The 24,953-nt window shown below is 63.2% G+C and carries 22 protein-coding genes; 7 read left to right on the forward strand and 15 right to left on the reverse strand.

Annotation, left to right across the window (positions count from 1 at the left end; all coding sequences use genetic code 11):
- Positions 1–110: 110 nt before the first annotated feature.
- Both QA649_RS32570 and QA649_RS32575 read right to left on the reverse strand, forming a co-directional pair.
- Entirely contained in the window at positions 111–1,751 is a 1,641-nt protein-coding gene (locus tag QA649_RS32570) for an arylsulfatase (protein ID WP_283020801.1), read from the reverse strand.
- A 25-nt stretch (positions 1,752–1,776) separates the two neighbouring features.
- Entirely contained in the window at positions 1,777–2,706 is a 930-nt protein-coding gene (locus tag QA649_RS32575) for a formylglycine-generating enzyme family protein (RefSeq protein ID WP_283026151.1), read from the reverse strand.
- Positions 2,707–3,169: 463 nt separating this feature from the next.
- Between QA649_RS32575 and QA649_RS32580 the strand changes: the two genes are divergently transcribed.
- From QA649_RS32580 to QA649_RS32590, 3 genes are all read left to right on the forward strand, one after another.
- A complete protein-coding gene (locus tag QA649_RS32580) occupies positions 3,170–4,261 on the forward strand; it encodes a transporter (protein WP_283020802.1) in 1,092 nt (363 codons plus the stop codon).
- Between the two features lie 703 nt (positions 4,262–4,964).
- Complete coding sequence (locus QA649_RS32585) at positions 4,965–5,720, forward strand: hypothetical protein (RefSeq protein WP_283020803.1); 756 nt, start codon at positions 4,965–4,967, stop codon at positions 5,718–5,720.
- Positions 5,721–5,775: 55 nt separating this feature from the next.
- On the forward strand, positions 5,776–7,281 hold the full coding sequence (locus QA649_RS32590) for an adenylate/guanylate cyclase domain-containing protein (RefSeq protein WP_283020804.1): 1,506 nt from the start codon (positions 5,776–5,778) through the stop codon (positions 7,279–7,281).
- 11 nt (positions 7,282–7,292) lie between these two features.
- On the opposite strand, the gene QA649_RS32595 is transcribed toward QA649_RS32590, so the two are convergent.
- From QA649_RS32595 to QA649_RS32635, 9 genes are all read right to left on the reverse strand, one after another.
- The gene (locus QA649_RS32595; RefSeq protein WP_283020805.1) at positions 7,293–8,156 is read right to left on the reverse strand and encodes a sugar phosphate isomerase/epimerase family protein; all 864 of its coding nucleotides are present in this window, start codon (positions 8,154–8,156) and stop codon (positions 7,293–7,295) included.
- The gene (locus QA649_RS32600; protein ID WP_283020806.1) at positions 8,156–9,346 is read right to left on the reverse strand and encodes a dihydrodipicolinate synthase family protein; all 1,191 of its coding nucleotides are present in this window, start codon (positions 9,344–9,346) and stop codon (positions 8,156–8,158) included. The genes QA649_RS32595 and QA649_RS32600 overlap by 1 nt, the downstream gene beginning before the upstream one ends.
- Before the next feature lie 129 nt (positions 9,347–9,475).
- Positions 9,476–10,627 (reverse strand): Gfo/Idh/MocA family oxidoreductase, encoded by a 1,152-nt coding sequence (locus QA649_RS32605; protein ID WP_283020807.1) that lies wholly within the window; start codon positions 10,625–10,627, stop codon positions 9,476–9,478.
- Positions 10,624–12,021, reverse strand: coding sequence for a hypothetical protein (locus QA649_RS32610; RefSeq protein WP_283020808.1), 1,398 nt, complete (start codon positions 12,019–12,021; stop codon positions 10,624–10,626). Before QA649_RS32610 ends, QA649_RS32605 begins: the two co-directional genes overlap by 4 nt.
- Before the next feature lie 4 nt (positions 12,022–12,025).
- Positions 12,026–12,871: an ABC transporter ATP-binding protein gene (locus tag QA649_RS32615; protein ID WP_283020809.1), complete on the reverse strand. Its 846-nt coding sequence runs from the start codon at positions 12,869–12,871 to the stop codon at positions 12,026–12,028.
- A gap of 115 nt (positions 12,872–12,986) precedes the next feature.
- Positions 12,987–13,979, reverse strand: a complete 993-nt coding sequence (locus QA649_RS32620; RefSeq protein ID WP_283020810.1) for an ABC transporter substrate-binding protein — start codon at positions 13,977–13,979, stop codon at positions 12,987–12,989.
- A gap of 53 nt (positions 13,980–14,032) precedes the next feature.
- On the reverse strand, positions 14,033–14,842 hold the full coding sequence (locus tag QA649_RS32625) for an ABC transporter permease (protein WP_283020811.1): 810 nt from the start codon (positions 14,840–14,842) through the stop codon (positions 14,033–14,035).
- 359 nt (positions 14,843–15,201) lie between these two features.
- Entirely contained in the window at positions 15,202–15,909 is a 708-nt protein-coding gene (locus QA649_RS32630) for a TetR/AcrR family transcriptional regulator (protein ID WP_283020812.1), read from the reverse strand.
- Positions 15,910–16,058: 149 nt separating this feature from the next.
- Entirely contained in the window at positions 16,059–16,907 is an 849-nt protein-coding gene (locus tag QA649_RS32635) for a VOC family protein (protein ID WP_283020813.1), read from the reverse strand.
- A gap of 206 nt (positions 16,908–17,113) precedes the next feature.
- Between QA649_RS32635 and QA649_RS32640 the strand changes: the two genes are divergently transcribed.
- Positions 17,114–18,007, forward strand: coding sequence for a sugar kinase (locus QA649_RS32640; RefSeq protein ID WP_283020814.1), 894 nt, complete (start codon positions 17,114–17,116; stop codon positions 18,005–18,007).
- A gap of 20 nt (positions 18,008–18,027) precedes the next feature.
- Positions 18,028–18,960, forward strand: a complete 933-nt coding sequence (locus QA649_RS32645) for a ribokinase (RefSeq protein ID WP_283020815.1) — start codon at positions 18,028–18,030, stop codon at positions 18,958–18,960.
- Here the strand turns inward: QA649_RS32645 and QA649_RS32650 are convergent.
- On the reverse strand, positions 18,957–20,177 hold the full coding sequence (locus tag QA649_RS32650; protein WP_283020816.1) for an FAD-dependent oxidoreductase: 1,221 nt from the start codon (positions 20,175–20,177) through the stop codon (positions 18,957–18,959). The genes QA649_RS32645 and QA649_RS32650 overlap by 4 nt on opposite strands.
- Positions 20,178–20,436: 259 nt before the next feature.
- Here QA649_RS32650 and QA649_RS32655 point away from each other — a divergent pair, with 259 nt between their 5' ends.
- Both QA649_RS32655 and QA649_RS32660 read left to right on the forward strand, forming a co-directional pair.
- Positions 20,437–21,231 (forward strand): enoyl-CoA hydratase-related protein, encoded by a 795-nt coding sequence (locus QA649_RS32655; RefSeq protein ID WP_283020817.1) that lies wholly within the window; start codon positions 20,437–20,439, stop codon positions 21,229–21,231.
- Positions 21,228–21,833 carry a histidine phosphatase family protein gene (locus tag QA649_RS32660; RefSeq protein WP_283020818.1) on the forward strand — a complete coding sequence of 202 codons (606 nt, stop codon included), beginning with the start codon at positions 21,228–21,230 and terminating at the stop codon, positions 21,831–21,833. The genes QA649_RS32655 and QA649_RS32660 overlap by 4 nt, the downstream gene beginning before the upstream one ends.
- Here QA649_RS32660 and QA649_RS32665 read toward each other — a convergent pair.
- The 3 genes from QA649_RS32665 to QA649_RS32675 all read right to left on the reverse strand — a co-directional run bounded on the left by QA649_RS32665 (position 21,793) and on the right by QA649_RS32675 (position 24,911).
- Entirely contained in the window at positions 21,793–23,133 is a 1,341-nt protein-coding gene (locus QA649_RS32665) for a TRAP transporter large permease (protein ID WP_283020819.1), read from the reverse strand. The genes QA649_RS32660 and QA649_RS32665 overlap by 41 nt on opposite strands.
- Positions 23,130–23,708, reverse strand: a complete 579-nt coding sequence (locus tag QA649_RS32670; RefSeq protein ID WP_260385246.1) for a TRAP transporter small permease — start codon at positions 23,706–23,708, stop codon at positions 23,130–23,132. The genes QA649_RS32665 and QA649_RS32670 overlap by 4 nt, the downstream gene beginning before the upstream one ends.
- 207 nt (positions 23,709–23,915) lie before the next feature.
- Positions 23,916–24,911: a TRAP transporter substrate-binding protein gene (locus QA649_RS32675; RefSeq protein WP_283020820.1), complete on the reverse strand. Its 996-nt coding sequence runs from the start codon at positions 24,909–24,911 to the stop codon at positions 23,916–23,918.
- Between the last annotated feature and the right edge of the window lie 42 nt (positions 24,912–24,953).

The following is a 24,953-nucleotide window of genomic DNA, read 5'->3' on the forward strand; positions in this document are numbered from 1 at the left end:
CGACACCGCCCCCCCTGTGCAACCGCAGCAAATCGCGATGGGCCAGGAAGAGACACTTCCCCCGGTGCTGCGCGGGGCGGCCTAAGACCGCCCCGCCATTCGCGGTCTTTTCACCTTGCCACGGCATGCCTCGCCGCCTCGATCTGGGCTTTTACGGCTTCGAGATTGAAGCTCGCTCCCCTCTGCATCGGCGGGAATTCGATGGCTGTCTTGGCCAGCTCCTCCACTTTCTGCTGTATGAACACGAAGCGCCAAAATTCGTACTGGAACCAACCGAAGTAATGCTGCGCACCGTTCTTGGTGCCATTTTCCGGCCAACCCGTTCGCTCGAACGGATCGAGGCGCAGATTGGTAATGTAAGGCACATCGACCTTGCCCTTTTCACCCAGCCAACCCGCGGGCTGGTCGATGAAGCGGTACTTGTAGTCGTCGATGCGTATGGCACCTAGCGTGCTCTCGCCAAAATACCAGATCTCATGCCTGTTCGACGGCCCCTTGCCGGTGATCATGTCCATCTGGTTGTAGCCGTCGAGATAGACCTTGTAAGTGCGGTCGCCAACCTGCTTGCCCTTCTTCAGCTCCTCGGCAATGTTCGGATTTCCTGCGGCCGCCACCAGCGTCGGGAACCAGTCTAGCCCCGACATGATGCCGTTCTCGACCTTGCCCGCCGGCACCCGGCCTGGCCAGCGAATCATGGCCGGTGCACGATAACCGCCTTCCATGACCGTGCCCTTTGATTGCGCAAACGGCGTCTGTCCGCCATCTGGCCACGTGAAAACCTCGGTGCCGTTGTCGGTGGTGAAGACGACGATGGTGTTGTCGTCGACACCCATGTCCTTGAGCTTCTTCATCACCTCGCCGACGATATCGTCGAGCTGCGCCATGCCGGCTTCATGAATGGTCCAGCCGTTCTTCGAGTTGCGCATCGCCTCATACTTCTGCGACAGGTGAGTGACGATGTGCATGCGCGTCGGGTTGAGCCAGAGGAAGAATGGCTTGTTGTCGGCCTTGGCCTTTTCGATGAATTTGAAAGAAAAGTCGCGAATTTCGTCGTCCACCGTCTCCATGCGCTTGGGATAGAGCGTGCCGGCATCCTCGATCCTCTGCTTGCCGACCTTGCCCCAACGCGGGTCGACGGTTGCATCGTCGCTGTCGGTCGCCCAGGAGTGAACCATGTTGCGCGGACCGACCACGTTCAGCAGCTCTTGCGGGTAGCCGGGGTGCGCGGGGTCTTCCATGGCGTCGAGGTGGTACAGATAGCCGAAGAACTCGTCGAAACCGTGCACGGTCGGCAGAAACTCGTTCTTGTCGCCCAGGTGGTTCTTGCCGAACTGGCCGGTGGCGTAGCCCATTGACTTGAGCACATGGGCGATCGTCACCGCCTCCGCCGGAATCCCGGTTGGCGCGCCGGCCTGGCCAACCGTCGTCATGCCGGTGCGGATCGGCAACTCGCCGGTGATGAAGGCGGCGCGGCCGGCGGTGCAGCTTGCCTCAGCATAGTAATCGGTAAACAGCATTCCTTCGGCCGCGAGCTTGTCGAGGTTCGGCGTCCGGCCGGCCATCATGCCACGATGGTAAGCACCGATATTCCAGATGCCGATATCGTCCCCCATGATGACGACGATATTGGGCCGCTGTCCGCTCGGTGCCTGCTGCGCCTGGGCCAGTGCCGTTTCAACCGATGCGGCGGCGCCCAATGCGGACGCGGCGGCAATGCTTGTCGTCGCGAGCAGAACATTGCGGCGGTTCATATCGCGCGCCTTGTCGTCCTTCTTCTCATCGCTCATCATTTGCTCCCTTCCTTATGATGCATCGAAAGCCAACGTGGCTCGTGGACGTATCCACCGCTTCCGCATGACGCGCAGCCGGGCGATAGCGACGGCAGTAGTTCGGCGCGCAGAGATGCGAGCCGCCTTTGAGAACCTTGCGTGGAATCTTGATCCTGGGCAGAGACGGATCATGGCTGTCTTGCTCACGCCCGCCGCGTGGATTGTGCGGAATGCAGCACGCCTTGGCCGCATCGGGCTCATGTCTGGTGGACCACCAATCCGTGGTCCACTCCCAGACGTTACCGATCATGTCATGGAGGCCGTAGCCATTCGGCGGGAACGCCATCACCGGCGAGGTCCGCGCGTGACCATCCCTGCTAAGATTTTCGTACGGAAATGCGCCTTGCCAGGTATTCGCCATTGGCTTGCCGCCGGGCATGAGCTCGTCGCCCCAGGCGAACTCGGCTCCGTCGAGTCCGCCGCGCCCGGCAAACTCCCATTCGGCTTCGGTCGGCAAGTCCTTGCCAGCCCATGTCGCGTAGGCCTCAGCATCGCGATAGGCAATGTGGACCACGGGATGATCGTCGAGGCCGCTGATCGAACTGCGGGGGCCGTATGGCCGGCACCAGTTGGCGCCAAATTTGAAATTCCACCATTGCGACCAGTCGCGCAAATCGATCGGACGCTTCGGTGGCGTGAAAACCAGCGAGCCTGCCTTGAGCATGTGCGGCAGCGCGCCCGGATAGTCCTTTGCGTCAGGCGGCGTCTCCGCCGACGTCACGTAGCCTGTAGCGTTGACGAACTTGCGAAAATCGCGATTGGTGACCGGCGTTCGGTCCATCCAAAAGCCGCTCACCGAGACGCGATGGACGGGTGCCTCTTCGGCGTAGTGCCTATCGGAGCCCATGCGGAACGTGCCGCCCGGAATCCAGTTCATGCCCCCTTGGCTGGGCTCATCCGACAAAGGTACGCCTGCCGCAACGCCAACGTCGTGCATGCGCTGCTCCCAGCGAATGAGTTTTAAAAAATTGCGAAGGGCACTCGCAAAAAATCTCTCGGCAGCTTCCTATCGTCGATTCTGCCGGGGACGAGCGCGGCTTAACATCTTAGTCAGCCAACATGACCAATCGAACATCTGGAGCGGTCGCACGTTCGCAGCGGCACAACCTTCTTTTATTGATCTAGATCAATCGAGAGAGGTCGCCTCTTCCTTGTCGAGAGGCCAGATGGCTATGCGAAAAGTGCCAGGGTTGTGGCGTCATGGACACAGCCTTTCAATAAATGTCCGGCTGAACTCAAGTATGCCGAATTCGCGTAGACGAACGGCGGCGTCAGCTTATTCTTTCTGAGTTTCTACCCCGCCGGAGCAATGGTGGGTCGCAAGAGTCGGGGGATCGGCGATGCGGTACTTTAAACCGGATTTGGCACGCAGATTTTTTTCGCAGTGGCATTTGAGTGTTGGGGCGCTTGCCGCTCTGCTGGTGCTGTCCACCCAGGCGGCTCGCGCCGATGAAAATGGCATCAGCTTCTGGATACCCGGCTTTTTTGGCAGCCTCGCGGCCGTGCCCCAGCAGGCGCCGGGCTGGTCGGTGACCACGGTTTATTATCACACCTCTGTTTCCGCCGGCGGCGACGTGGCGCGGTCGCGCGAAATCACGCTTGGTCGCTTTCCGGCGAATCTGACGGCCAACGTCAACGCGAGCGTCAATGCGAATGTGGATCTTGGACTTGTCGCCGGGACTTACACCTTTGCAACGCCCGTGCTGGGCGGTCAGGCCTCTGCCAGCCTGTTGGCGACCTACGGCTCCAACTCCACGTCGCTGGCGGGATCGCTCGTTGGGACATTGGCGGGACCGGGCGGCGCCACCTTGCCCTTCTCCCGGTTTGACAGCATCGACAGCTCGCTCATTGCATTCGGCGACCTGATCCCGCAGTTCGCGCTGCGCTGGAATGCAGGTGTCAACAATTACATGACGTACATTACCGCCGATCTTCCGGCCGGCGCTTACCAGTCGAACCGCCTGGCGAATTTGGGGATCGGGCACTGGGCGATCGACGCGGGCGGCGGCTACACCTACTTCGATCCAAAGACCGGGCATGAATTTTCGACGGTGCTGGGATTCACCTACAACTTCGTCAACCCTTCGACCCAATATCAAAGCGGCGTTGACATGCACCTCGACTGGGGCGCATCGCAATTCCTGACCAAGCAGTGGCAGGTCGGCCTCGTCGGTTACCTCTATCAGCAGCTCGGCTGCGACAGTGGCTCCGGCGATCGCGTCGGCTGCTTCCGGTCGCGCGTGGCCGGTGTCGGCCCGCAGGTCGGCTACATTTTCCCGGTCGGAGACATGCAGGGATATCTGAACCTGAAGGGCTACGGCGAGTTCGCCAATGAAAATCGGCCAGCAGGCTGGAACGTCTGGCTGACGTTCAATCTTCAGCCCGCGGCACCAACGCCGCCGACATCCACAAGGCCCAGATTCACGAAATAGCAGTAGCGGTGACGCTGCCACCGGTGCCGTGCTGAAGGATAAATCCGGCGTGGCGGTAGCAACGCAATCAGCTACTCCGCAGGCGTGCGGGAAGCACTAAGTCTCGATCCGTTCAGTTTTGCGGAATGGCTGTAGAGCTTCTCGCGACCTCACTCGAGGCGGCGATAGCTCCGGCATGTCATTGACTATGCGACCAGTCCTCCGCTTCGACAAATTCGCGAAGCGGACAAATTGCGAGAATTCGGCTCTTCGCCGCCAATTCGACTATCATCACAAGCACGGCAATGGCCCCGACGTTTGCACGTCGGGGCCATTCAAGATCAACAGGCAATGGGTACATCCGCCGTGCCTGCCGATCGTTGATGCCACTGATTACCACATCCGATCTGGCACAGACTGTGGCGAGGCTGCGGCATCGGGATGATGATATTCTGCCTGAAAGCTGACGGCAGTCCACCCCATCATTGGTGGTACTCCCACCAGCTCGCTGACCCGCACGAGCTGGCCGCTTCGCAAGACGTGCACCCTCGCTGACCTATATGCGCTCGCCATCCGGCGCCGTCGCCGCTGAACCTTTTCGGGATTACCGGGACCAAACTCTATAAGCTGCGCGAACGACGGCTTTTCTGCCGTGAACCGGCCCGACCATTGTGAAGTGACAGTTTGATTTTTTGGCGCTGCACTAGCGCAAGAGAGGTCCGTTATGGACCTTACAGCTGGCAAGAAAGTCAGTTGCCATACCATACGGTGTCATTCGCCAGGATGGCACCGCTGTGTAATTCATATTGTCGCGCTGCTCTGTACCGCTTGCACTCTCCTGTTTGCCAGCGAAGCCGGCGCTCAATGCACGGCGCGAGACGTCCTGCAGAACCAGCTAAGGTTCAAGAAAGCCCCGTCAGCCGACAGGCCGCAAATCCCGATCAAATCCGCCGTCGAAGTCCCGGTGTGGAAGACGATCACAATCGGGACGTTTGCAAATCTCTTTGCCCTCAGTAACGCATTGGATGCGGTAGGTTGCGGCATCGGAAACTCGGCTGGCGAAATTCTCGCACGACCGACCTTTACCCTTCGCCGCGCGAAAACAAACGTAGAGCTTTTTGCGGTGTCGGCAGCCGAACTCGGCTTTCAGACCGATACTGCGTCGCTGGCGGACATTTATGCGCGCGCCAAGCAGCTGGGTTTCGGACTTGCGGCGGCAGAAGTCGGGCCACAGCTGAGGCTTCAATATTTTAACCAGCCGATCGGTGAATTTCTCATCATCGGAATGGAGCCTATCAGAACGTGGAAGGGTGCCCCCGTCATCTTGAATGTAGCCAATGGCGGAGCGGGACTAATTCTCATCGGCCAGGATGGCAGCCCCGACGCACAGATCTCCGTGGCATCCCGTTTTGTATTTGTGCGGAGCAATGAGGCCGCCCCTGCCGCGGAACAGGAGGCCGTAGCACTTACCGATCGCTGAACTTCCAAGTGTGCGCAGCAACAGCGTAGTCAGCCCATCAGGTGGGGAGCGTGAGATGAATGTCCCGTCTCCAGTCAACGAGAGTCTCCTGAGCCAGCGTCTCGCCGCGCTCGGAGCGGCAAGAAGCTGGGCACCGAATGTTCTGCCGGAGCTCGAGCGCTTCATCCGGACCGCCGACGACTATGATCTTCTTCGCGTCAATCCCATCCAATACGCCCGCGCCGTCGGCATGTCCGAGGCGGACGCGATCGGGCTGTTCGTGCACGCTGCCAAGGTGGGCCTGTTCGACATGGACTGGCTGCTGATCTGCGCCTACTGCCCGCAGGTCGCCGGCAGCTTCCGCGAACTCGACCAGGTCCATCCACGCTTTCAGTGCGCGTTCTGCAACGCGATCAACGATGTGGCGCTGGACGACTACATTCAGGTCGCATTTACGGTCTCGAGCGGCGTCCGCGACATCATATTCCGCCATCCCGAAAGGCTGTCCGTCGAGGATTTTTACCTGCGCTACAACTTTTCCAAAGGCTTCATCGCTCCGCACGGAATGACGCACCAGCAGCTCGTTGCCGCGCTCTCACGGGGATTCGCCGATATCGAGGCGCATGAGCACCGCAGCTTCGACTTCGAGGTCACGACTGGCCGCTTCGAGGTGCTGGATTTGAGCCACAAACTCCTTCTGGTGTTCTTCGCGAACGGGGCGCCGGCAGAGCCGCAAGAGACGCTGGTCCAGCTCGAGTCGGGTCGCTTTCTGCTACCGGACCGGGCCACGGCACCGCGAGACATCGTCCTCGGCGACGGACGGTTTTCGTTCCGGCAGACGGCCGATCTCAGCCCAGGCAAGCACACCATCCGGATCGAGAACCGCTCTGGCGATCGCGGCCGCTTCTGGTTCGTCCAGTACCCCTTCGGTTTCCAGCCCCATCGGGTCGAATATGAACCGTTTCTTTCCGGCAAGCGGTTGCTGCTCACCCCGAGCTTCCGCGAACTGTACAAGGCGCAGCTGGTGGATGAGGGCGAGAGCATCAAGGTCTCGGACATGACTTTCCTGTTCACCGATCTGAAGCAGTCGACCCCGCTGTATGAAAGCGTCGGTGACGTGAACGCGTATTTCCTGGTTCGTCAGCACTTCGAGATCTTGAACAGAATCATCCGGGAACGATCCGGCACCATTATCAAGACGATCGGCGATGCAGTCATGGCCGGGTTCGAGCGTCCCCAGGACGCCGTTTGCGCCTCAGTCGAGATGATCGAAGAATTGTCGCGATTCAACCGGACCGCTTCACGGCCGCTGGGCCTCAAGGTCGGTGTCCATAAGGGTCGGGCGATTGCGGTGACGCTCAACGACCGGATCGACTTCTTCGGACAGGACGTGAATATCGCCGCACGCGTGCAAGGTCTCGCCGATGTCAACGAAGTTTGCATCAGTGCAACCGCGATGGAGGCGCCTGGCGTCGGTGATATCGTCAATTCACGCCCGGTGTCGCGCAACTACGAGAACCTGAAGGGCATCGGTCAAAAGATGGAAGTCCATCGCATGACAATCCCGCCGACGCAGACGTGAACCTGGTAACTCTACACCACTGTCCTGTGCCGCGCGATGCAGGTGCGAAGCACTTCGTCCATCGGCTTGCCCCACCAGTCATTGGAGAAGATCTCGATCTCCGAATAGCCGGCAAAGCCCTGCGCTTCGACCGCTTGACGCACCGATTTGATGTCGATGACGCCGTCGCCCATCATGCCGCGGTCGTTGAGGATGTCCTTGGTCGGCACCAGCCAGTCGCAGACATGGAACGCGAGCAGGCGATCCTTGCCGGCGCGCGCGATCTGGCCCATCAGCTCCGGATCCCACCAGATGTGATAGACGTCGAGCGCAACGCCGAGCATGCCGCTGCGGCCGGGGTCTAGCCGGTCGCAGATGTCGAGCGCCTGCTTTGTGGTGTTCACGCAGGCACGGTCGGCGGCGTAAGCCGGATGCAGCGGCTCGATAGCCAGAGGCAAGTTGGCCTGTTTGGCGTAGTCGAGCATCTCGGCGAGGGCTTCCTCGACCTGTCCGCGCGCTCCCGCGATATCTTTCGAGGCCCCGCTGCCCGGCCGCGAATATTGCGGCAGCCCGCCGACGACGAGAACGATGCAGGGCGCGCCCAGCGCCTTGGCCTCGTCGACACAGCGCCGGTTGTCATCGCGCACTTCGCCCCGGCGCGATGCGTCCGAGGTGAACATGCCGCCGCGGCAATAGCCTGACAGATCGAGGCCAGCGTCGCGCACGGCGCGCGCGGCGCGGTCGAGGCCGACGGCGGCGACCTGGTCGCGCCAGGGATCGATGGCGCGAATGCCGTGCTTCGCGCAGGCGTCGATGATCTCGACGAGATCACCCTGCTTGCGGACGGTCGCCGTGTTCAGCGACAGCCAGCGGTGGTCGGACGAAAAATCGCGCATCAGGATTCGATACCGTGGGTGGCGAGCACGGTCTTCATCCGCTGCGTCGCGAGTTCGGGGTCGGCGAGCAGGCCGGCCTTGTCGGCGAGACGGAACAGCTCGGCCAGATGCAACGTGGAGCGCGTGCTCTCCTGACCGCCGACCATGGTGAAATGATCCTGGTGGCCGTTCAGATATGCCATGAACACGACGCCGGTCTTGTAGAACCGCGTCGGCGCTTTGAAGATGTGGCGCGAGAGCGGTACCGTCGGCCCCAGCACGTCATGGAAGCCGGCCTCGTCACCGGCAGCCAGCCGCGACAGCGCGTAGGACGCCGCAGGCGCGATGGCATCGAAGATACCGAGCAGCGCGTGCGAAAAACCTTGGCTATCGCCGGCGATCAGCTCCGCATAATTGAAGTCGTCGCCGGTGTACATCTTGATGCGCTTGTCGAGGCGCCGGCGCATGTCGATCTCGCGCTGCTTGTCGAGCAGCGACACCTTGACGCCGTCGACCTTGGCGGCGTTGCCGTTGATGATCGCGACCGCGGTGTCCATCGCCTTGTCGAGATCCTTCGTGCCCCAATAGCCCGTCAGCGCCGGATCGAACATGTCGCCGAGCCAGTGGATGATCACGGGCTCGCGGACTTGCGACAGCACGCGGTCATAGACTTTTGCGTAATCGTCAGCGTTGCGGCCAAGCTTGGCCAGGGCGCGCGAGGCCATCAGGATGATGCGACCGCCGATCTTCTCGATCGCCGATATCTGCTCCTCATAGGCACGGATGACGTCGTCGATGGTCCTGGCATCCTCGACCGCGAGATGGTCGGTGCCGGCTCCGGAGAACACCAGCGCGTTGCGGCGCTTGGCGGCGCCGACCGAACGCGTGATCAGCTCGAGCGAAGTCGGCCAGTCCAGCCCCATGCCGCGCTGCGCGGTGTCCATGGCTTCGGCAACGCCGAGGCCGAGGTCCCAGACGTGCTCGCGGAAGGCGATGGTCTTGTCCCAGTCGACGGCGACCGACAGCCAGGGGTCGTTGTCGGCAAAGGGATCGGCCACGGTATGCACGGCTGAGAAGGCGATGCGGTTCAGCGGTCCCTCGAGCTTTGCGGCGAACGTGCGCGAGGCCGCAAGGCGATAGGTCTCGATCGAGCGATCGGCCTTGGGCAGCTTGAGCGATAGGGATGACATCGGCTGGACGGGCTTGTTCATTTCAGACCTCTCCCCGTCATTGCGAGCGAAGCGAAGCAATCCAGAATGTCTCCGCACGGAAGGTCTGGATTGCTTCGTCGCTTCGCTCCTCGCAATGACGGCTCAACTGACATTTTGACTCTCTCGACCTCAGACCTTGATCGGAGCGACGTCGATCCAGCGCCGCTCCTTCCAGCTCTTCAGCGCGCATTCGGCGAGCTGCACGCCCTTGGCGCCTTCGAGCAGGGTGAACTTGTAGGGCGCATCCTCGTAGACGTGGCGGATGAACATCTCCCACTGCTCCTTGAAGCCGTTGTCGTAGGTAACGTTGTCGGGCAGCTTCTGCCAGTCCCCGTAGAAATCGTGCAGCCGCTTCTCGTCGGGGTTCCACACCGGACGGGGTGTCGCCTGCCGCGCCTGGATCATGCAGTCGGAAAGGCCCGCAACCGCCGAGCCGAGCGTGCCGTCGACCTGGAAGGTGACGAGGTCGTCGCGATAGACGCGCGTGACCCAGGACATGTTGATGTGGGCGATGACGCCGCCATCGAGCTGGAAGGTCGCGTAGGCGGAATCGTCCGCGGTCGCCTTGTAGGTCTTGCCCTGCTCGTCGAAGCGCTCGGGAATGTCGGTATTGCCAATGCAGACCACGCTCTGGACATTACCGAAGAGATTATCGAGCACGTAGCGCCAGTGGCAGACCATATCGAGGATGATGCCGCCGCCGTCCTCGTCGCGGTAGTTCCAGGACGGCCGCTGCGCCTCCTGCCAGCCGCCTTCGAACACCCAATAGCCGAACTCGCCGCGCACCGAGAGGATGCGGCCGAAGAAGCCGGAATCGCGCAGGAACGCGATCTTCTTCAGGCCGGGCAGGAACAGCTTGTCCTGCACCGTGCCGTGCTTGACGCCCTTGGCATTGGCGAGCTTCACGACCTCGATGGCTTCCTCGAAATTCGTCGCGATCGGCTTCTCGCAATAGACGTGCTTGCCGGCGTTGATGGCCTGGGTCAGCAGGCCGGGACGGGCCTGCGTGGTCGCTGCGTCGAAGAACATGGTGTCGTTCTTGTCGGCGAGCGCGGCGTCGAGATCGGTGGTCCAGCGCGTGATGTTGTAACGCTTCGCCAGCGCCTCGACCTTCTCGGCGCTGCGGCCGACCAGGATCGGATCGGGCATCACGCGGTCGCCGTTCTTGAGGCGGACGCCGCCCTGGTCGCGGATCGCGACGATCGAACGGATCAGATGCTGGTTGAGCCCCATGCGGCCGGTGACGCCGTTCATGATGAGGCCGAGGCGTTGGGTGGTCATGCCGATTGCTCCTGAAGTGATCTTGGCTGTTCGAGCGGGCGGAGCGCCGACCAGTCCGGATGGACCGACGTCGCAAAGCCCACTGTGTTGAGCGATCCCGTCAGGAGATCGCCGTTGTGAATCTTGAGGCGGATGCCCTGCCCGGCATCGGCGTAGAGATCGGGATGCGCGGCCGCGAAGGCCGCAGCTTCGGCGGCGGGCGTCTCGCCAAAGCCGTCGACGTAGTGGTGGCCGTTGCGCTCGGCGTGGGTGACGCCAATGAAGGCACCGAGCGCGAGATCCTGCTGCACGGCAAGGCCAGCCTGGCAGGTCAGGTCCTCGCCGGTCACGAAGAAGGTTTCGCCGCCCGCGCTCCACTTCGCCGCGCGCGTTGCGTTGACGATGGATTTGTAGAGCCCTTTGCAGGACTTTGAGGAAATGCCGCGATAGCCGAGCGCCCGCGCTGCGGGGAAAGCATCGTAGGAATCGTCTGCCTCGTCGATGATGAAGCCACGCGCAGCCAGCGAACCTAGTGGCGATTGCCGCGTAATGTCGCGCGGCATCGGCTGTTCGAGGTAGAGCAGGTGAGAGGCGATCGGGCGCAGCGCCGAATCCCGGTCGAGCCGATCCATCAGCGCCTGCAGCGCATCGAGATCAGCATACTGCTCGTTGGCGTCGAGCGTCACCTTGTAGGCGCGCCCGAGCGTGTCGAGCTCCTTGCCGATCCGCGCCAGCCGCGTCGCATCGGCTGCGGGATCGCCCGACAGCTTCAGCTTGAAATAGCTTGCACCGGCGTTCTCATGTGGATCGGCAACACCGCCCTTACCTTCGACGGTGTCGTCGAGGCCAACGGTATGCCTGATCGCCATACGCGGCAGCGGTTTTCGGCCGGCGAGAAACGTCGTGAGATCCGCGTCCTTCAGATCCGGCGAAAGTCGCGCATCGATGCCGGCGATGTTGCCCGCCATGCCGTCGAAGAAATTGGCTTCAACGCCGCGCAAGAGCGCATCGAGGATCGCCTTGTCGATCTCTGCGGGACCATAAGCCGCGGCAAGTGCCGGAATGTTCTTTTTCGCGCACGTCGCGATCTGGGCTCCGACGCACGAGGCATGCAGATCGAACGCCGTCTGGAATCCAGTCCGCGCAAGATAAAGTCCGCGCGCGATCTCCAGCGACCGTCGCAGGCCATCGACCGTCTGCGCCGGCGACAGCTCCGGCCGCTTGTCGAACCATTTCGGTACCAGCAGCTCGGCGCTGGCGCCGACCGCAACGCCCCTGCCCTCGACCTCGATCTCGACCCGCACGAACAGCTGCGGCGTCGCGTTGATCGTGATCGCGCCGAAGCGGAACGGCCGCGCGAACTGCACGGGGCGCTCGAAAAAGGCGATGTCTCGGAGCTTCAGGCGCGGCGCCATGGTCTTAGTCCAGCGAACCTTGCGAGAAGAAATGTTTGCGGATGCGTTGCACGAGCTCGGTGAAGACGGGATCGGCCATCACATCGAGCGAGCGCGGACGCGGGAGCGGCACGTCGTAGATCGCAGCGACCGCGCCAGGCCGCTCGGTCATGACAAGCACGCGGTCGGCGAGGAACACCGCCTCCGGAATCGAATGCGTGATCAGCAGCACCGTTTTCTTGGTCTCGCGCTGAATCCGCATCAGCTCGACATTCATGCGCTCGCGCGTCAGCGCATCGAGCGCACCGAACGGCTCGTCCATCAGCATGATCTTCGGGTCGTGCACCAGAGCACGGCAGATCGAGGCTCGCTGCTGCATGCCGCCGGAGAGCTGCCAGGGCAGCTTCTTCTCGAACCCTTCGAGGCCGACCAGCTTCAACAGTGACTTGGCGCGATCGAGATATTCCTGCCGCGGCAGCCGCTTCATGTCGATCGGCAGCATCACGTTGTTGAGGATGTTGCGCCATGGCAGCAGCAGGGCGTTCTGGAACACGATGCCGACATTGCCGTGCGGCGTCGTCACCTTTTCGCCCTCGACCAGGATCTCTCCCGTGGTCGGCGGCAACAGGCCCGAGATCAGCTTGAGCAGCGTGGACTTGCCGCAGCCGGAAGGGCCGACCACGACGAAGAACTCGCCGTCATTGATGTGGAAATCGAGCGGCCGCAGCGACGGCACGTCGCCGTCGCGCGTCCTGTAGGTCTTCGACACGCCGGACAAGTTGATGCCCGACGCATCGCCGGCCCGGTCGCTCACCAATCTCAGATGCGCGGCCGGCTGCATCTCACCTACCACCTTCATTGCTGCAGTCATCTCAAGTCCACTCGGCGATTATGAACCGTCATTCCGGGGCGCCCAAAGGGCGAACCCGGAATCTCGAGATTCCGGGTTCGATGCTACGCATCGCCCCGGAATGACGGTATTTGGCTCACGAGCCGCTCTTCGGCAGATAGTCGTTGGTGTAGAAGGCCTTCGGGTTGTCCTTGGCCTTGGCGTCGAGCCCGCCATATTCGACCAGCAGATTGACGGTCTCGGTCATGTTCTGGTCGGTGACCTGGAACGGCCGCTTGGTCTTGGTCTCCGCGGTCCGGTACAGCGGGATGGTCAGCTCAAAGCCCTGCGTCAGCGTGTCGATCTTGCCGCCCTTGGGGTTGGCATCGAGGATCGCCTGCGCCGCGGCCTTCGGCTCCTTCTCGGCGGCCTCGACCGCCTTGGTGGTCGCCGACATGAAGCGGCGGACGAGATCGGCATTGGCCTTCACGTAATCGGCGTTGGCGATGATGCCCGAGGAAACCATGTTGATGCCGTAGTCGGCGAACTTGATCGGATAGACGTCCTTGCCGGTGGCGTCCTTGATCTTCATCGACTGGTCCATGACGTAGCCGAGCAAGAGATCGGCCTGGCCGTTGATCACGGCGTTGAGCTTGGTCTGGCCGTCGCCCGCAACCGTCTGGAAGTCGCTCTCCTTCAGGCCGGTCTTCTTCAGGAACAGCGGCCAGATCTGGGTCATGGAGTCCGCCGGCGTGATCGCCACCGTCTTGCCCTTGATGTCCTCAGGTTTCCTGATGTTCTTGTCGACGAAGCCCATCGCGGACATCGGTGAGGTCTGCAGCAGCACGCCGGTCGCAACCACCGGCGCGCCCTTGATGGCAGCGCGCATCATGGTGGGGACGTCGACGTAGCCGAAGTCCGCGGTCTTGGCGGCAACGGCCTGCGTGGTCGCAGCCGAGCCACGGCCCTCCTGGATCTCGAGGTCGATGCCTTCGGCGGCATAGATGCCCTTGGCCTTGCCGTAATAGAACGGCGCGTGCTCGCCATAGACGTACCAGTTCAGCATCAGCACGACCTTGTCGGCTGCCTGCGCCGGCGACACCGCGAACGCCATCAGCGCCAAAGATGCAGCTCCAATCCACCGCTTCATCGTCACTCTCCCTTTGTCGTTATGTTTCGGCCGTTAATGGCCGTTGCTTGAGTTTAAGAGGCGAAAATCACGTCCTCGCGCTGGCTGACATGCCAGGGAATGACCAGATTCTCGATCCGGTCCACGATCCAGAACAGGATCACGCCGAGCAGCGCCAGGATCACGAGGGCCGCGAACATCGTCGGCAGGTCAAAGGTGCCGATCGAGCGCTGCATCACATAGCCGATGCCGGAATTGGAGCCGACGAACTCGCCGACGACGGCGCCGACCACGGCGAGCGTCACCGACACTTTGAGACCTGAGAAGATCGCCGGCAGCGCATGCGGCAGATTCACCGCACGGAACACCTGCAGGCGGCTGCCCTGCATGGCACGGGCGAGATCAACCATGTCGGGGTCGACCGACTTGAAACCCTGCACGGCGGAGACGACCACCGGGAAGAAGCCGAGCAGAAACGCCGAGATCACCTTCGGAATGATGCCGAAGCCGAACCACACCACGAACAGTGGCGCGATCGCGATCTTCGGCACGGATTGGGAGAACACCAGCAGCGGATAGACATAGCTCTCCACCGTCTTCGAGCCCGCGATCAGCATGGCGACGGGAATGCCGAACAGCGCCGACAGCAGGAAGCCGCAGACGGTCGCATAGGTGGTCGGCCAGGACTGGCGCAGCAGTTCCGGCCATTCGGTGCGCAGCACGGCGAGAACATCGCCCGGCGACGGGATCTGGTAGGCGGGAATCCTGAACAGGCGGATCGCGAGATCCCAGGCGACGACGATGAAGACGAGGAACAAGAACGGCCGAACCCACGCCGCATTCAGCAACTTGGAGATCGCACCCTGTGGCTTCGGCTCGGCCAATTTTCACTCCCGGCAGTCTTCTTCGTTGTGCGGAGAAATTAACCCGTTGGATAAATACTGTCTAGGGGTCTCCCTGTGGCGATTTGTGGCGGGTTCCGGGCGTTTGTGGCGGCGGCGCTGCGTCGGGGGCACGAAAGCACGATTTGGCCCCCGCTGCCGCCACCTCGTCATTGCGAGCGCAGCGAAGCAATCCAGACTGCCGCTGCGGAAAGATTCTGGATTGCTTCGCTGCGCTCGCAATGACGGAGCAAGGTGCGAGGTCATTGCCTCGTAGCCCGGGTGGAGCGAAGCGTAATCCGGGGTCGGTGCCACCAGCGACAGGGGCCCCGGATTGCGCTGCGGTCCATCCGGGCTACGGACTACACCGTCTGCGCCACCGCGGCGCGCGATTTCGGTGCCTTCGCGATCTCGAACAGCTCCGCCGAACGTCCCGTCAGTGCAGCGAGCACGAGGCCGGCCATGTGGGCGAGCCGCTCGTCCTTGGCCTTCTTGTCCAGCAGGTCGCGGCCGAAGATCACGCTGAGGGTCGCCGAGTTGGAGAGATAGAAGAAGCTGAGCGCGGCAATGGAGATGTAGAGCTGCACCGGGTCGACCGCGACCTGGAAGTCGCCGCTATCGACGCCGCGCCGCACCACGGTGCGGATCATCTCGACGAAGGGCGAGTGCATCGACTTGACCTTGGTCGATTTCTTCAGGTGCTTTGCGCGCGCGAGGTTCTCGGTCTGCAGCAGCGACAGGAACTCGGGATTACGCAGGAAGTAATTCCAGGTGAACTCGATCAGGCGGCGGATCGCTTCGGGCGGATCGAGATGCTCGAGATCGAGCCCGCGCTCCTCGCTGCGGATCTTGTCATAGGCGCCTTCGAGCACCGCCAGATACAGCTCGTCCTTGTTGCCGACGTGGTAGTACAGCATGCGCTTGTTGGCGCCGGCCTTGGCCGCGATGCGGTCGACGCGCGCGCCGGCGAGCCCGTGGGCGGAAAACTCCTGCTTGGCGGCTTCGAGAATGCGCAGCCGCATCCCCTCGGGGTCGCGCTGCCATTTCAGAGTTCGCTTTGCCTTTGCCAAACCGGGTGCTCGCTGGTGATCCAGATCAGCGTGTAGCATGAGGAAGCCGTCATTGCGAGGAGCCCTTGCGACGAAGCAATCCAGACTGCCACCGCGGAGGGATTCTGGATTGCTTCGCTTCGCTCGCAATGACGGGTGGAGAGACCGCCTCACTCCACCGGCTTCGGCGACCGCTCCAGCAGCACCGTCTGGATCCCGCACGTCCCGTTGCGCACCGTCATGATCCGCGTGCCCGGCTTGCGGCCGTTGCGGACTTCGGTGACGTCGAGGCCGGCCGCGATCAGGCGGGCGCGGGTGGCGTCGATGTCGGCGACGCGCCAGCTCAGGCCCCAGAGCCGGTCATGCGCGGCATCGCCGCCCGCGACAGGCCGGCGCACCACCTCGACGATGAGGTCGCCGCAGCGGAAGAACATCAGCTGGCCCCAATCCTGGTGCGAGCGGTCGAGCGCGAGGTCGAGCCCGAGCCGCGCGCCATAGAGCGCGGCGGCGCGCTCGGAATCCTCCGTGGTGATGACGACATGGTCGAGCCCGTCGATCGGCGCGATGTCGGTCGCGACCGATTTCGGCCGCTCCCCGGCAAGCTCGAGGAAGAACATGCGCACGCCGCGCGTCAGCTCCGTGGCGGCGCGGGTGCGCTTCCAGTGCAGAACAGCGTCGGTCGCGGCATCGCTGCTCTCGACCTCGGCGACCGGATCGGGCTTGAGCGCCACCCGCTCCAGCCGGCGATGCATCTTGCCGATGTCCGCGACACGAAAGCACAGGCTGGCGAGCACGCCCTCCTGGTCGTCCAGCAGCGCGCGCATGCGGTCGGCGGTGACGCTGAAGCCGCTCGGCGCCATCAGCTCTATCGTCATGTTCTCGAGCGTGAACAGCACCCGGTCGGCGCCCTCGCCCGAGTTCTGCCAGGCCGGCGCGCGGGCGAGCAGCGTCTGATAGGCCGCCCTGGCCGCACCGATATCCCTGACCAGAACGACGATGTGATCGAGGCCGCTGATCATGTTCCCTCCTCCGCAAACGGGCCGGAACCGAAACGGCTGCGGCGTCGTTGGCTCTGCCCGGGCAGCTCGCCCAGCCACGGTCGTATTCCGCCCCCAGGCCGACCTCAAGCGCCTATCGCCATGACTTTGCGAATATTTTGGCTCCCGCCGAAGCGGTGCTAAGGTAAGTAGCCGGTCGGGACCACTCAGCGCATCACGGACAACCAATGCAGGCTCTCTTTATCGGACAGACCTATATCGACGTCGTCTTCATCACCGACCACATGCCGACCGGCGACGAAAAGCACGTGGCCTCGGATTACGCGGTTTCCTTCGGCGGCAATGCGGTGACGGCGGCGTTCTGCTGCGCCAAGCTCGGCATCGTGCCGGATCTCATCGCCACCGCGGCCAATGACTGGCTGGGACGCATGTTCCAGGACATGTGCGCGAAATACGCGATCTCGCTGCATGCGCGGAAGGTGAACCAGTCTTCGCTGTCCTTCATCATGCCCAAGGACGGCAAGCGCGCCATCGTCCGCTGCCGTGACGACCACCACATTCACCCCTTCCCGATGCTCAATCTCGGCGGCTGCCGCGCGCTGCATGTCGACGGGCACCAGCCCGATGCGGCGATCCACTATGCCAAGGTCTGCCGCGAGGCCGGCATCCTGACCTCGCTCGACGGCGGGGGCTTGCGCACCAACACGCATGAGCTCTTGGAATTCATCGACGTTGCCATCGTCGCCGAACGCTTGTGCGAGCAGATGGACCTGACGCCGGAGAAGATGCTGGATTACCTGAAGAGCCGCGGCTGCAAGATCGGCGGCGTCACCATGGGTGAGAAGGGCCTGCTCTGGTACAACGAGACCGGTGCGGTCGAGACCATGCCGGCGATGCCGATCCCGCGTGAGCGCGTGATCGACACCAACGGCGCCGGCGACGTGTTCCACGGCGCCTATGTCTATTCCTACCTCGCCCATCCCGGCAAAAGCTGGCGCGAGCATTTCGACTTTGCGCGCGCCGCCTCCACCTTCAAGATCCAGCGCCTCGGCAACGAGGCGGGTCTGCCGACGCTCGTCGACATCGCCAAGGTCAGGCACGAGTTCGAGGTCAGGGTCTAGGGATTTTGTAAGGGCATATCATGGGACGTGTCTTCGTCGCCGGCAGCATCAACATGGATGTGGTGGCGACGGCCGATCGCCACCCCAGGGTCGGCGAGACCGTCGCCGGCTGGCAGGTGCTGTATTTCCCCGGCGGCAAGGGTGCGAACCAGGCGGTCGCGGCGTCCAGGCTCGGCGCGAAGACCACGCTGATCGGTCGGCTGGGCACGGATGCGTTCGGGGCCGAGCTGAGGACGTTCCTGACCGCGCAGGGGATCGATCCCGGCTCGATCAAGGAGACGCCGGAGACGCACACCGGCACGGCGATCATCACGGTCGCGGCGTCCGACAACACCATCGTCGTCATTCCCGGCAGCAATGCGCTGGTCAGCGCGGATGATGTTGCGGCTGTGCCGCTGGCGAAGGGCGATGTCGCCGTCAGCCAGTTCGAGATTCCGCTGCCGACGATTGCCGCGTTCTTCCAGCGGGCGCGTGCCGCTGGGGCGACGACGGTGCTCAATCCAGCACCGGCAATGAACGTAAGCCGCGATTTGTTGGGCCTCGTGGACGTACTCGTCCTCAACGAGACCGAACTCGGTCTGTTGGCCGGCACTGAGCTGTCCGATAGCGATCCGTACGACCGCATCACAGACGCCTCTCGGCGAGTCCAGACCGATGCGGATCAAATCATTTGTGTCACGTTGGGTAAGCGTGGCGTGTTGGCGCTCATTGCCGGCAGACCGCACCATATCTCGGGGCGAGCCGTCACGGCTGTGGACACGACCGGCGCAGGCGATTGCTTCGTCGGCGCAGTCGCGGCGCTGCTCGCTGACGGACAGCCGATCCAGAGTGCACTGGGCTACGCCAACGTAGCCGCATCGATCAGCGTGCAACGCATGGGCGCCGGCCCTTCAATGCCGACGATTGCTGAAGTATCGGCGGCGCTGCACGCGGAACGGCCGAGCTCGACCTAGGCCAGCGCGCCCTTCAAATCGAAGCTCTCGTCCGCGGCCTGTTCCGGCGTGATGGAGCGGTCCATGGCCTGCAGCCGGCGGCCGAACATGTGATCGCCGGCACGGTTGATGGATTCGATGCCAAGCAGCCTGTCGCCGTGATAGCAGAACGCGGAAAACGCCTTCCTGGCGGGATCGCCGCGCAGCACGACGCGGTCGTAGCCGGTGGTGAGGCCGGCGATCTGGAGCTTGTCGTCGCCCTGGTCGCTCCAGAACCAGGGATGGCTGTCGTACGCCTTCTTGTCGCCGGTCAGGCGCGCGGCGAGACAGCGGGCATGGTCGGTGGCGTTCTGCACCGATTCCAGCCGCAGCGATCCGCCGAAGCGGGGGCTTGCGAACAGCGCGCAATCGCCGATCGCCGAGATATCGGGATCAGCCGTCGACAGATATTCGTCGACGATGATGCCGGCGGCGACCGGTAGCCCCGCCTCGGCCGCAAGCTCGATATTCGGCAGCACGCCGACGCCGACCACGACGAGGTCGGCCGGCAGATGCCGGCCGTCGCTCAAGGACACGCCGGTGATCTTGCCACCCTCAGCCTCGATGGAGGTCGCCTGCACACCAAGATGGATGCGGACGCCGGCCTCGCGATGGCGTTCCTGGAAATATTCCGAGACCTCAGCCGTCACCGCGCGCGCCATCACGCGCGGGGCGAGCTCGAGCACGTCGACCTCAAGGCCCTTGATCCGCGCCGTGGCGGCGAATTCGAGCCCGATGAAGCCGGCGCCGATGATCACGGCGCGCTTCTTCGACGGCATGATCGCCCGCAGCGCCTCACTGTCGTCGAGGATGCGCAGATATTTCACGTCAGGCAGATTGGCATTGGGGAGATCGAGCAGCCGGTTGCGCGCGCCGGTGGCCAGCACGAGGTGGGCGTAAGGCAGCGTCTCGCCGGAAGCCAGAAGCACCTTGTGCGCGGCGCGGTCGATCGACACGGCGCGTCCCGCGATCAGCTCGATCTTCTGGTCCTGGTAGAATTTTTCCGGCCGGAACATGAGGCTCTCCGGCCCAGCCGAACCCTTGATGTAGCCCTTGGACAAAGGCGGCCGCTGATAGGGCAGATGCGCCTCGTCATTGATCAGGCAGATGCGCTCGGAAAAGCCCGCCTGGCGCAGGGATGCCGCCACCTGGTAGCCGCCATGGCCGGCACCGACAATGATCACCGGACCATCCGTCATTGGACAGCCCATTTCCGCAAGACACGAGCGTTACCCATGTCGTCTCCTCTCGCTAAATATGGCTTGGCTAGCCTAGGAGGAGCCGGCGCTCGTGTCCGTCCCTAAACGAAGGCGGCCCTATTTGAACCTATCATTCCGTCCTGCGCAAGAGTGCCGCGCGCGAGGCACTGGCGGCCGGGGGACTGGCGCCCAGGGATTGTCTCCCCTCGCCTTCTGCGATTTAGTTGCACCAACCACCTCTTGCCGGGGATTTCATCAGATGCCAGCTCCCGTCTCAAAGCCCGACGATCCCGCCCTGCTGCGGATCGACGGCCCGATCGCAACCATCACGCTCAACCGCCCCGCCGCGTTCAACTCGATCAATCTGGCCATTGCGCAGAAGCTCGAACAGCTCGCGGCCTATATCGAGGGAGCCGACGACATCAGGGTCGTGGTCCTCGAAGGCGAAGGCCGTGCCTTTTCGGCCGGCGGCGATCTGCAGACGATTGGCGCGGCGGCCGAGGCCAACACCGTGACGCCGGTCGTCGGCGAGTTGCTGAAGCACTACCACGCCTTCATCGAGATCATCCGCCGCATGCCAAAAATCTCGCTGTCGAGCGTGCACGGCTCGGCCGCCGGCGCCGGCATGGGGCTCGCTTTCGTCACCGACCTCTGCATCGCTGCCGACGACGCCAAGTTCACGCCGGCCTATGCCAAGATCGGCGTGTCGCCGGATGGCGGCTCCACGGTCGGGATCGTCAGCACGGTCGGCTCCCGGCGCGCGCTGCAGATCTTCCTCGCCGAGGACAATTTTACCGCGCAGCAGGCCCATGAATGGGGCCTCGTCGCCAAGACCGTTCCCGCGACCGAGCTGAAGGCGGCCACGCGCCAGCTCGCCGAGCGCCTCGCGCAGAATCCACCGGCGGCGATCGGCGGCACCAAGTCGCTGGTCTATGCGGCCGCCACCACGCCGGTGAAGCAGCAACTGGATGCCGAGGAGCACAAGATCATCATGGCGATGAACACGGAAGCGTTTCGCACCGCCGTGAAGAAGTTCACGAGCAAGTCGAAGTGACGCCCGCACGCACCTTCTACGGCCTCCGTCACGGAGCGACCGACTGGAATCGCAAGGGGCTGTTCCAGGGCCGGACCGACAATCCGCTGAACGAGGACGGCCTGCGGCAGGCGCACGAGGCCGTGGAGATGCTGCGCGGGGCCGGCATCAGCCGCATCGTCGCAAGCCCGCTGGTGCGCGCGGCGCGAACGGCCGAGATCATCGCGGACGCGATCGCGGTGCCGCTCGCGGTCGACGACGGCATCATCGAGTTCGATTTCGGCAGCTTCGAGGGCCTGCCCGTCCGCGACCTCATGATCAAGCACGGCGTCAAATCGGCGACGGGCCTCGTCTCGATCCTGCCCGCCGACGGCGAGCGCTGGGACGCCATGACCGTACGGTCGCTGGCTTGCGTCTCCGCCTGGCTCGACCGTCATCCCGGCGACGAACTCCTGTTCGTCTGCCACGACGCGGTGATGCAGGGCATGGCGAAGGCGCTGTGCGGCAGCTACTTCAAGAACAGCCATGGCACGCCGTTCCGTTACGTGCGCGAGCAGGCGCAATGGCGTGTCGAGCAGGTCGCTATTGCGGACAGATATAGCCCGTCCCCGCCGGCGACTTGAAGCAGCCGACCGACTCGGGGAGCACCTGCCGCGGCAACCATAGCACGACGCTCGGGAAATAGATCGCGAACGCGATCGTCGCCAGGAACACCACGTAGATCGGCAGTGCCGCACGTAGCGCCTTGGCGAAGCTGATGCCGACGAATTTCGAGGCCATCAACAGCACCAGCCCGTAAGGCGGCGTGATCAGGCCGAACGCGAGCGTTGCGATCAGCACCACGCCCATGTGCACGGCGTTGATGTCGCCGGCCTCCGTCAGCGCGTTGACCAGCGGCATGAAGATGATGATGGTCGGCACCGGCTCGATGAAGTCGCCGACCACGGTGAACAGCAGCACCATCAGCAGCATGATCAGATGCGGATCGTTGCCGGCAATGGACGTGATCCACTCGGCGATATAGGTCGCGCCGCGCAAATAGGCGAGCATCCAGCCGAAGGCGTTGGCCGCGCCGATCGTGATCAGCGGCAGCGAGAAGATCAGGCCCGCGAGGCAGAAATCGTACGGGATTTTCCTGAAGTGGCCACGGTTGAGCGCGGGGATGACGACCAGAATGATCCAGACCACGGCAACGACGCCCGCTTCCGTCGGCGTGAACCAGCCGGTCAGGATGCCCCCTAGCAGGATCACCGGGATCATCAGTGGCAGGGCCGCATCGCCTGCGGCGAACACCACCTGCCGCAGCGGCGCACGCGGCTTGCGCAGGCCGGAGGGGCCGAAGAAATAGCAATAGATCATCAATCCGAAACCGATCATCAGCCCGGGCACCACGCCCGCCATGAACAGGCCGGCGATCGAGACGTTGCCGACGGCGCCGTAGACCACCGCCGTGATGCTCGGCGGTACCAGGGCCGCGATGGTCGAGGCGGAGGCGATGATCGCGGCGATGAAGGCGGGTTCATAGCCTTCCCGCTTCATCGGGCCGCCCAGCGCGCGGCTCATCACGGCGACGTCGGCGGTGGTCGAGCCGGACATTTCCGAGAAGAACATGCTGAAGACGACCACGACCTGCGACAGCCCGCCCCTGATATGCCCGACCAGCGACACCGACAGGTTGGCTATTCGTACCACCACGTTGGCCGAGCTCATGAGCTCGCCGACCAAGAGGAAGAACGGAATGGCCAGCAGCGCCTCGGAATCGACGCCGTCAAAAATCTTCTGGATGATGGCGGCCAGCGAGACGTCGGACAGGATCGCGCCGATGAAGACGCCGGCCATCAGCGAGAACGGCACGGGCACGCCGAGATAGCCGAACGACAGGAAGCAGATCGACATCAATGCCAGGACGACAGGTGCGCTCACGGCTGCGCCCTCATCTGTGCCTCGGTGAGACCTGGCGCGGCATCTTCCTCGGGCGGCTCGGGGTGGTCAAAGCCGTTGCGCAGGCCGTTGACGAGCTGCTCGATGGTGAACAGGCCGATCAGCACGCCCGAGAGCGGGATGATCGCGTAGAGCGAAGCGATCGGCGTGCCCGAGGGCAGACGGAAGCTGCCGAAGCCGCGCAGATAGTTCTGATAGCCGTACCAGATCAGGCAGAAGGCAACGCCGAGCACGACGAGGCGGATGATCACCTCGACGATCAGCCGCGGCGTTCCGTGCATCGCCTCGGAGATCGCGGTGAGATAGAGGTGGTCGTTGCGCCGGGTCGCCGCCGCCGTGCCGACGAAGATCGCGTAGATGAACAGCGTCGAGGTGACTTCCTGGAGCCACAGCCAGGGATGGCCGATGGTGCGGGTGACGATGTCGGCGGTCACCGACAACGAGAAGCCGAAGCACAGCACGCCGCAGAGGATCATCAGCGCAAGCTCGAGCCAATCGAGCGCGCGCCATTTCAGGTGGCGTTGGCGTTGAACCAGCAGTTTGTCGGCGATGGCCATTTACGTCCTCGTCGTCACCGCCTGTAGCGGGATGATGTCAAGTTGAACGGCGGCTGCGGGTTGATTGAACCTCTCCCGCTTGCGGGGAGAGGTCGGCGCGGAGCGCCGGGTGAGGGCTCTCTCGTCATTGGGAGTCTCTCTGCGGAAGCCCCCTCTCCCCTACCCTCTCCCGCAAGCGGGAGAGGGAGCGCACCGAATGCCGTCGACTCAATTAATCGACCGGATCAGATTCTTGATCTTCTCGGCGTGCGGGCCGAGATCCTTGGCGAGCTTGTCGAGATAGGGATCGGCGATCACCGTGAAGGTCTTCTTGTCGACGTTGTCGACGATCTTCACGCCCATCTTCTTAAGCTTGTCGGCCGCCGTACGCTCCAGCTCGAATGCCTTTGCAGGCTCCTTGGTGCTGATCTCGTTGGCGGCGGCCTGCACCCAGCCCTTCTGTTCGGCGGAGAGACTCTGCCAGAGCTTGTCGGAGATGAACACCAGCGCGTTGTTGGCTTCGTGCTCGGTGATATTGAGGACAGGCGCGACCTCGTAATGCTTGTTGACGAGGTAGACGTTGATGCTGTTCTCGGCGACGTCGACCACGCCGGTCTGCAAGCTGGTGTAGACGCTGCCGAACGGCATGTGCACGGTCTGGGCGCCGTAGGCCGGGAACATGGTGTCCTCGGTCGCGGTCGCCTGCACGCGGACCTTCAGGCTTTTGACGTCGCCGACATTGTGGATCTCCTTCTTGGAGTACATGTGGCGCACGCCCTGCGAGCCGGTCGCGATCACGTGCAGGCCCTGCGTGGTCTCGTCGATCATGGTTTTCAGCGCCTCGAACACGCGCGGGTCGGCGAGGCCCTTGATGACGTGGTTCTCGTCGCGGAACAGGAAGTGCAGCGACATCACGCCGGCCTGTGGCGAGATCGTCGCGGTGTTGGCGGAGGAGATGATGGCGAATTCGACGTCGCCGGCCTTCACGAGCTGGAGCACCTGCGGCTCCTGCCCGAGCTGTGCGCCGGGATACTGGTCGATGATCATGGTGCCCTTGCTCAATTCCTTGAGCTTGTCGGCGAAGAGGTCACCCGCGATGGAATAGCCGGTGTTGCGCGGTTGGTCATAGGCGAAGCGATAGTGCTTCACCTCCTGTGCCCCCGCTTCGGTAACGAACAGCATGGCGACCACGGCCGCCAACCCACACATGGATCGTGCAATCATCGTTTCCCCCTGTTTTGTCGCCCGCCGCTTGTGCGGTCTGAG

The sequence above is a fragment of the Bradyrhizobium sp. CB1717 genome (assembly GCF_029714325.1).
GTDB lineage: Bacteria > Pseudomonadota > Alphaproteobacteria > Rhizobiales > Xanthobacteraceae > Bradyrhizobium.

Bases quoted from the DNA above. Each gene is read 5' to 3' on its own strand.
- QA649_RS32610 (WP_283020808.1), bottom strand. From the start codon at position 12,021: ATGGCGCCGCGCCTGAAGCTCCGAGACATCGCCTTTTTCGAGCGCCCC.
- QA649_RS32600 (WP_283020806.1), bottom strand. From the start codon at position 9,346: ATGAACAAGCCCGTCCAGCCGATGTCATCCCTATCGCTCAAGCTGCCC.
- QA649_RS32575 (WP_283026151.1), bottom strand. From the start codon at position 2,706: ATGAACTGGATTCCGGGCGGCACGTTCCGCATGGGCTCCGATAGGCAC.
- QA649_RS32570 (WP_283020801.1), bottom strand. From the start codon at position 1,751: ATGAACCGCCGCAATGTTCTGCTCGCGACGACAAGCATTGCCGCCGCG.
- QA649_RS32645 (WP_283020815.1), top strand. From the start codon at position 18,028: ATGGGACGTGTCTTCGTCGCCGGCAGCATCAACATGGATGTGGTGGCG.
- QA649_RS32580 (WP_283020802.1), top strand. From the start codon at position 3,170: ATGCGGTACTTTAAACCGGATTTGGCACGCAGATTTTTTTCGCAGTGG.
- QA649_RS32650 (WP_283020816.1), bottom strand. From the start codon at position 20,177: ATGACGGATGGTCCGGTGATCATTGTCGGTGCCGGCCATGGCGGCTAC.
- QA649_RS32585 (WP_283020803.1), top strand. From the start codon at position 4,965: ATGGACCTTACAGCTGGCAAGAAAGTCAGTTGCCATACCATACGGTGT.
- QA649_RS32640 (WP_283020814.1), top strand. From the start codon at position 17,114: ATGCAGGCTCTCTTTATCGGACAGACCTATATCGACGTCGTCTTCATC.
- QA649_RS32595 (WP_283020805.1), bottom strand. From the start codon at position 8,156: ATGCGCGATTTTTCGTCCGACCACCGCTGGCTGTCGCTGAACACGGCG.
- QA649_RS32675 (WP_283020820.1), bottom strand. From the start codon at position 24,911: ATGATTGCACGATCCATGTGTGGGTTGGCGGCCGTGGTCGCCATGCTG.
- QA649_RS32655 (WP_283020817.1), top strand. From the start codon at position 20,437: ATGCCAGCTCCCGTCTCAAAGCCCGACGATCCCGCCCTGCTGCGGATC.
- QA649_RS32605 (WP_283020807.1), bottom strand. From the start codon at position 10,627: ATGACCACCCAACGCCTCGGCCTCATCATGAACGGCGTCACCGGCCGC.
- QA649_RS32670 (WP_260385246.1), bottom strand. From the start codon at position 23,708: ATGGCCATCGCCGACAAACTGCTGGTTCAACGCCAACGCCACCTGAAA.
- QA649_RS32615 (WP_283020809.1), bottom strand. From the start codon at position 12,871: ATGACTGCAGCAATGAAGGTGGTAGGTGAGATGCAGCCGGCCGCGCAT.
- QA649_RS32635 (WP_283020813.1), bottom strand. From the start codon at position 16,907: ATGATCAGCGGCCTCGATCACATCGTCGTTCTGGTCAGGGATATCGGT.
- QA649_RS32620 (WP_283020810.1), bottom strand. From the start codon at position 13,979: ATGAAGCGGTGGATTGGAGCTGCATCTTTGGCGCTGATGGCGTTCGCG.
- QA649_RS32590 (WP_283020804.1), top strand. From the start codon at position 5,776: ATGAATGTCCCGTCTCCAGTCAACGAGAGTCTCCTGAGCCAGCGTCTC.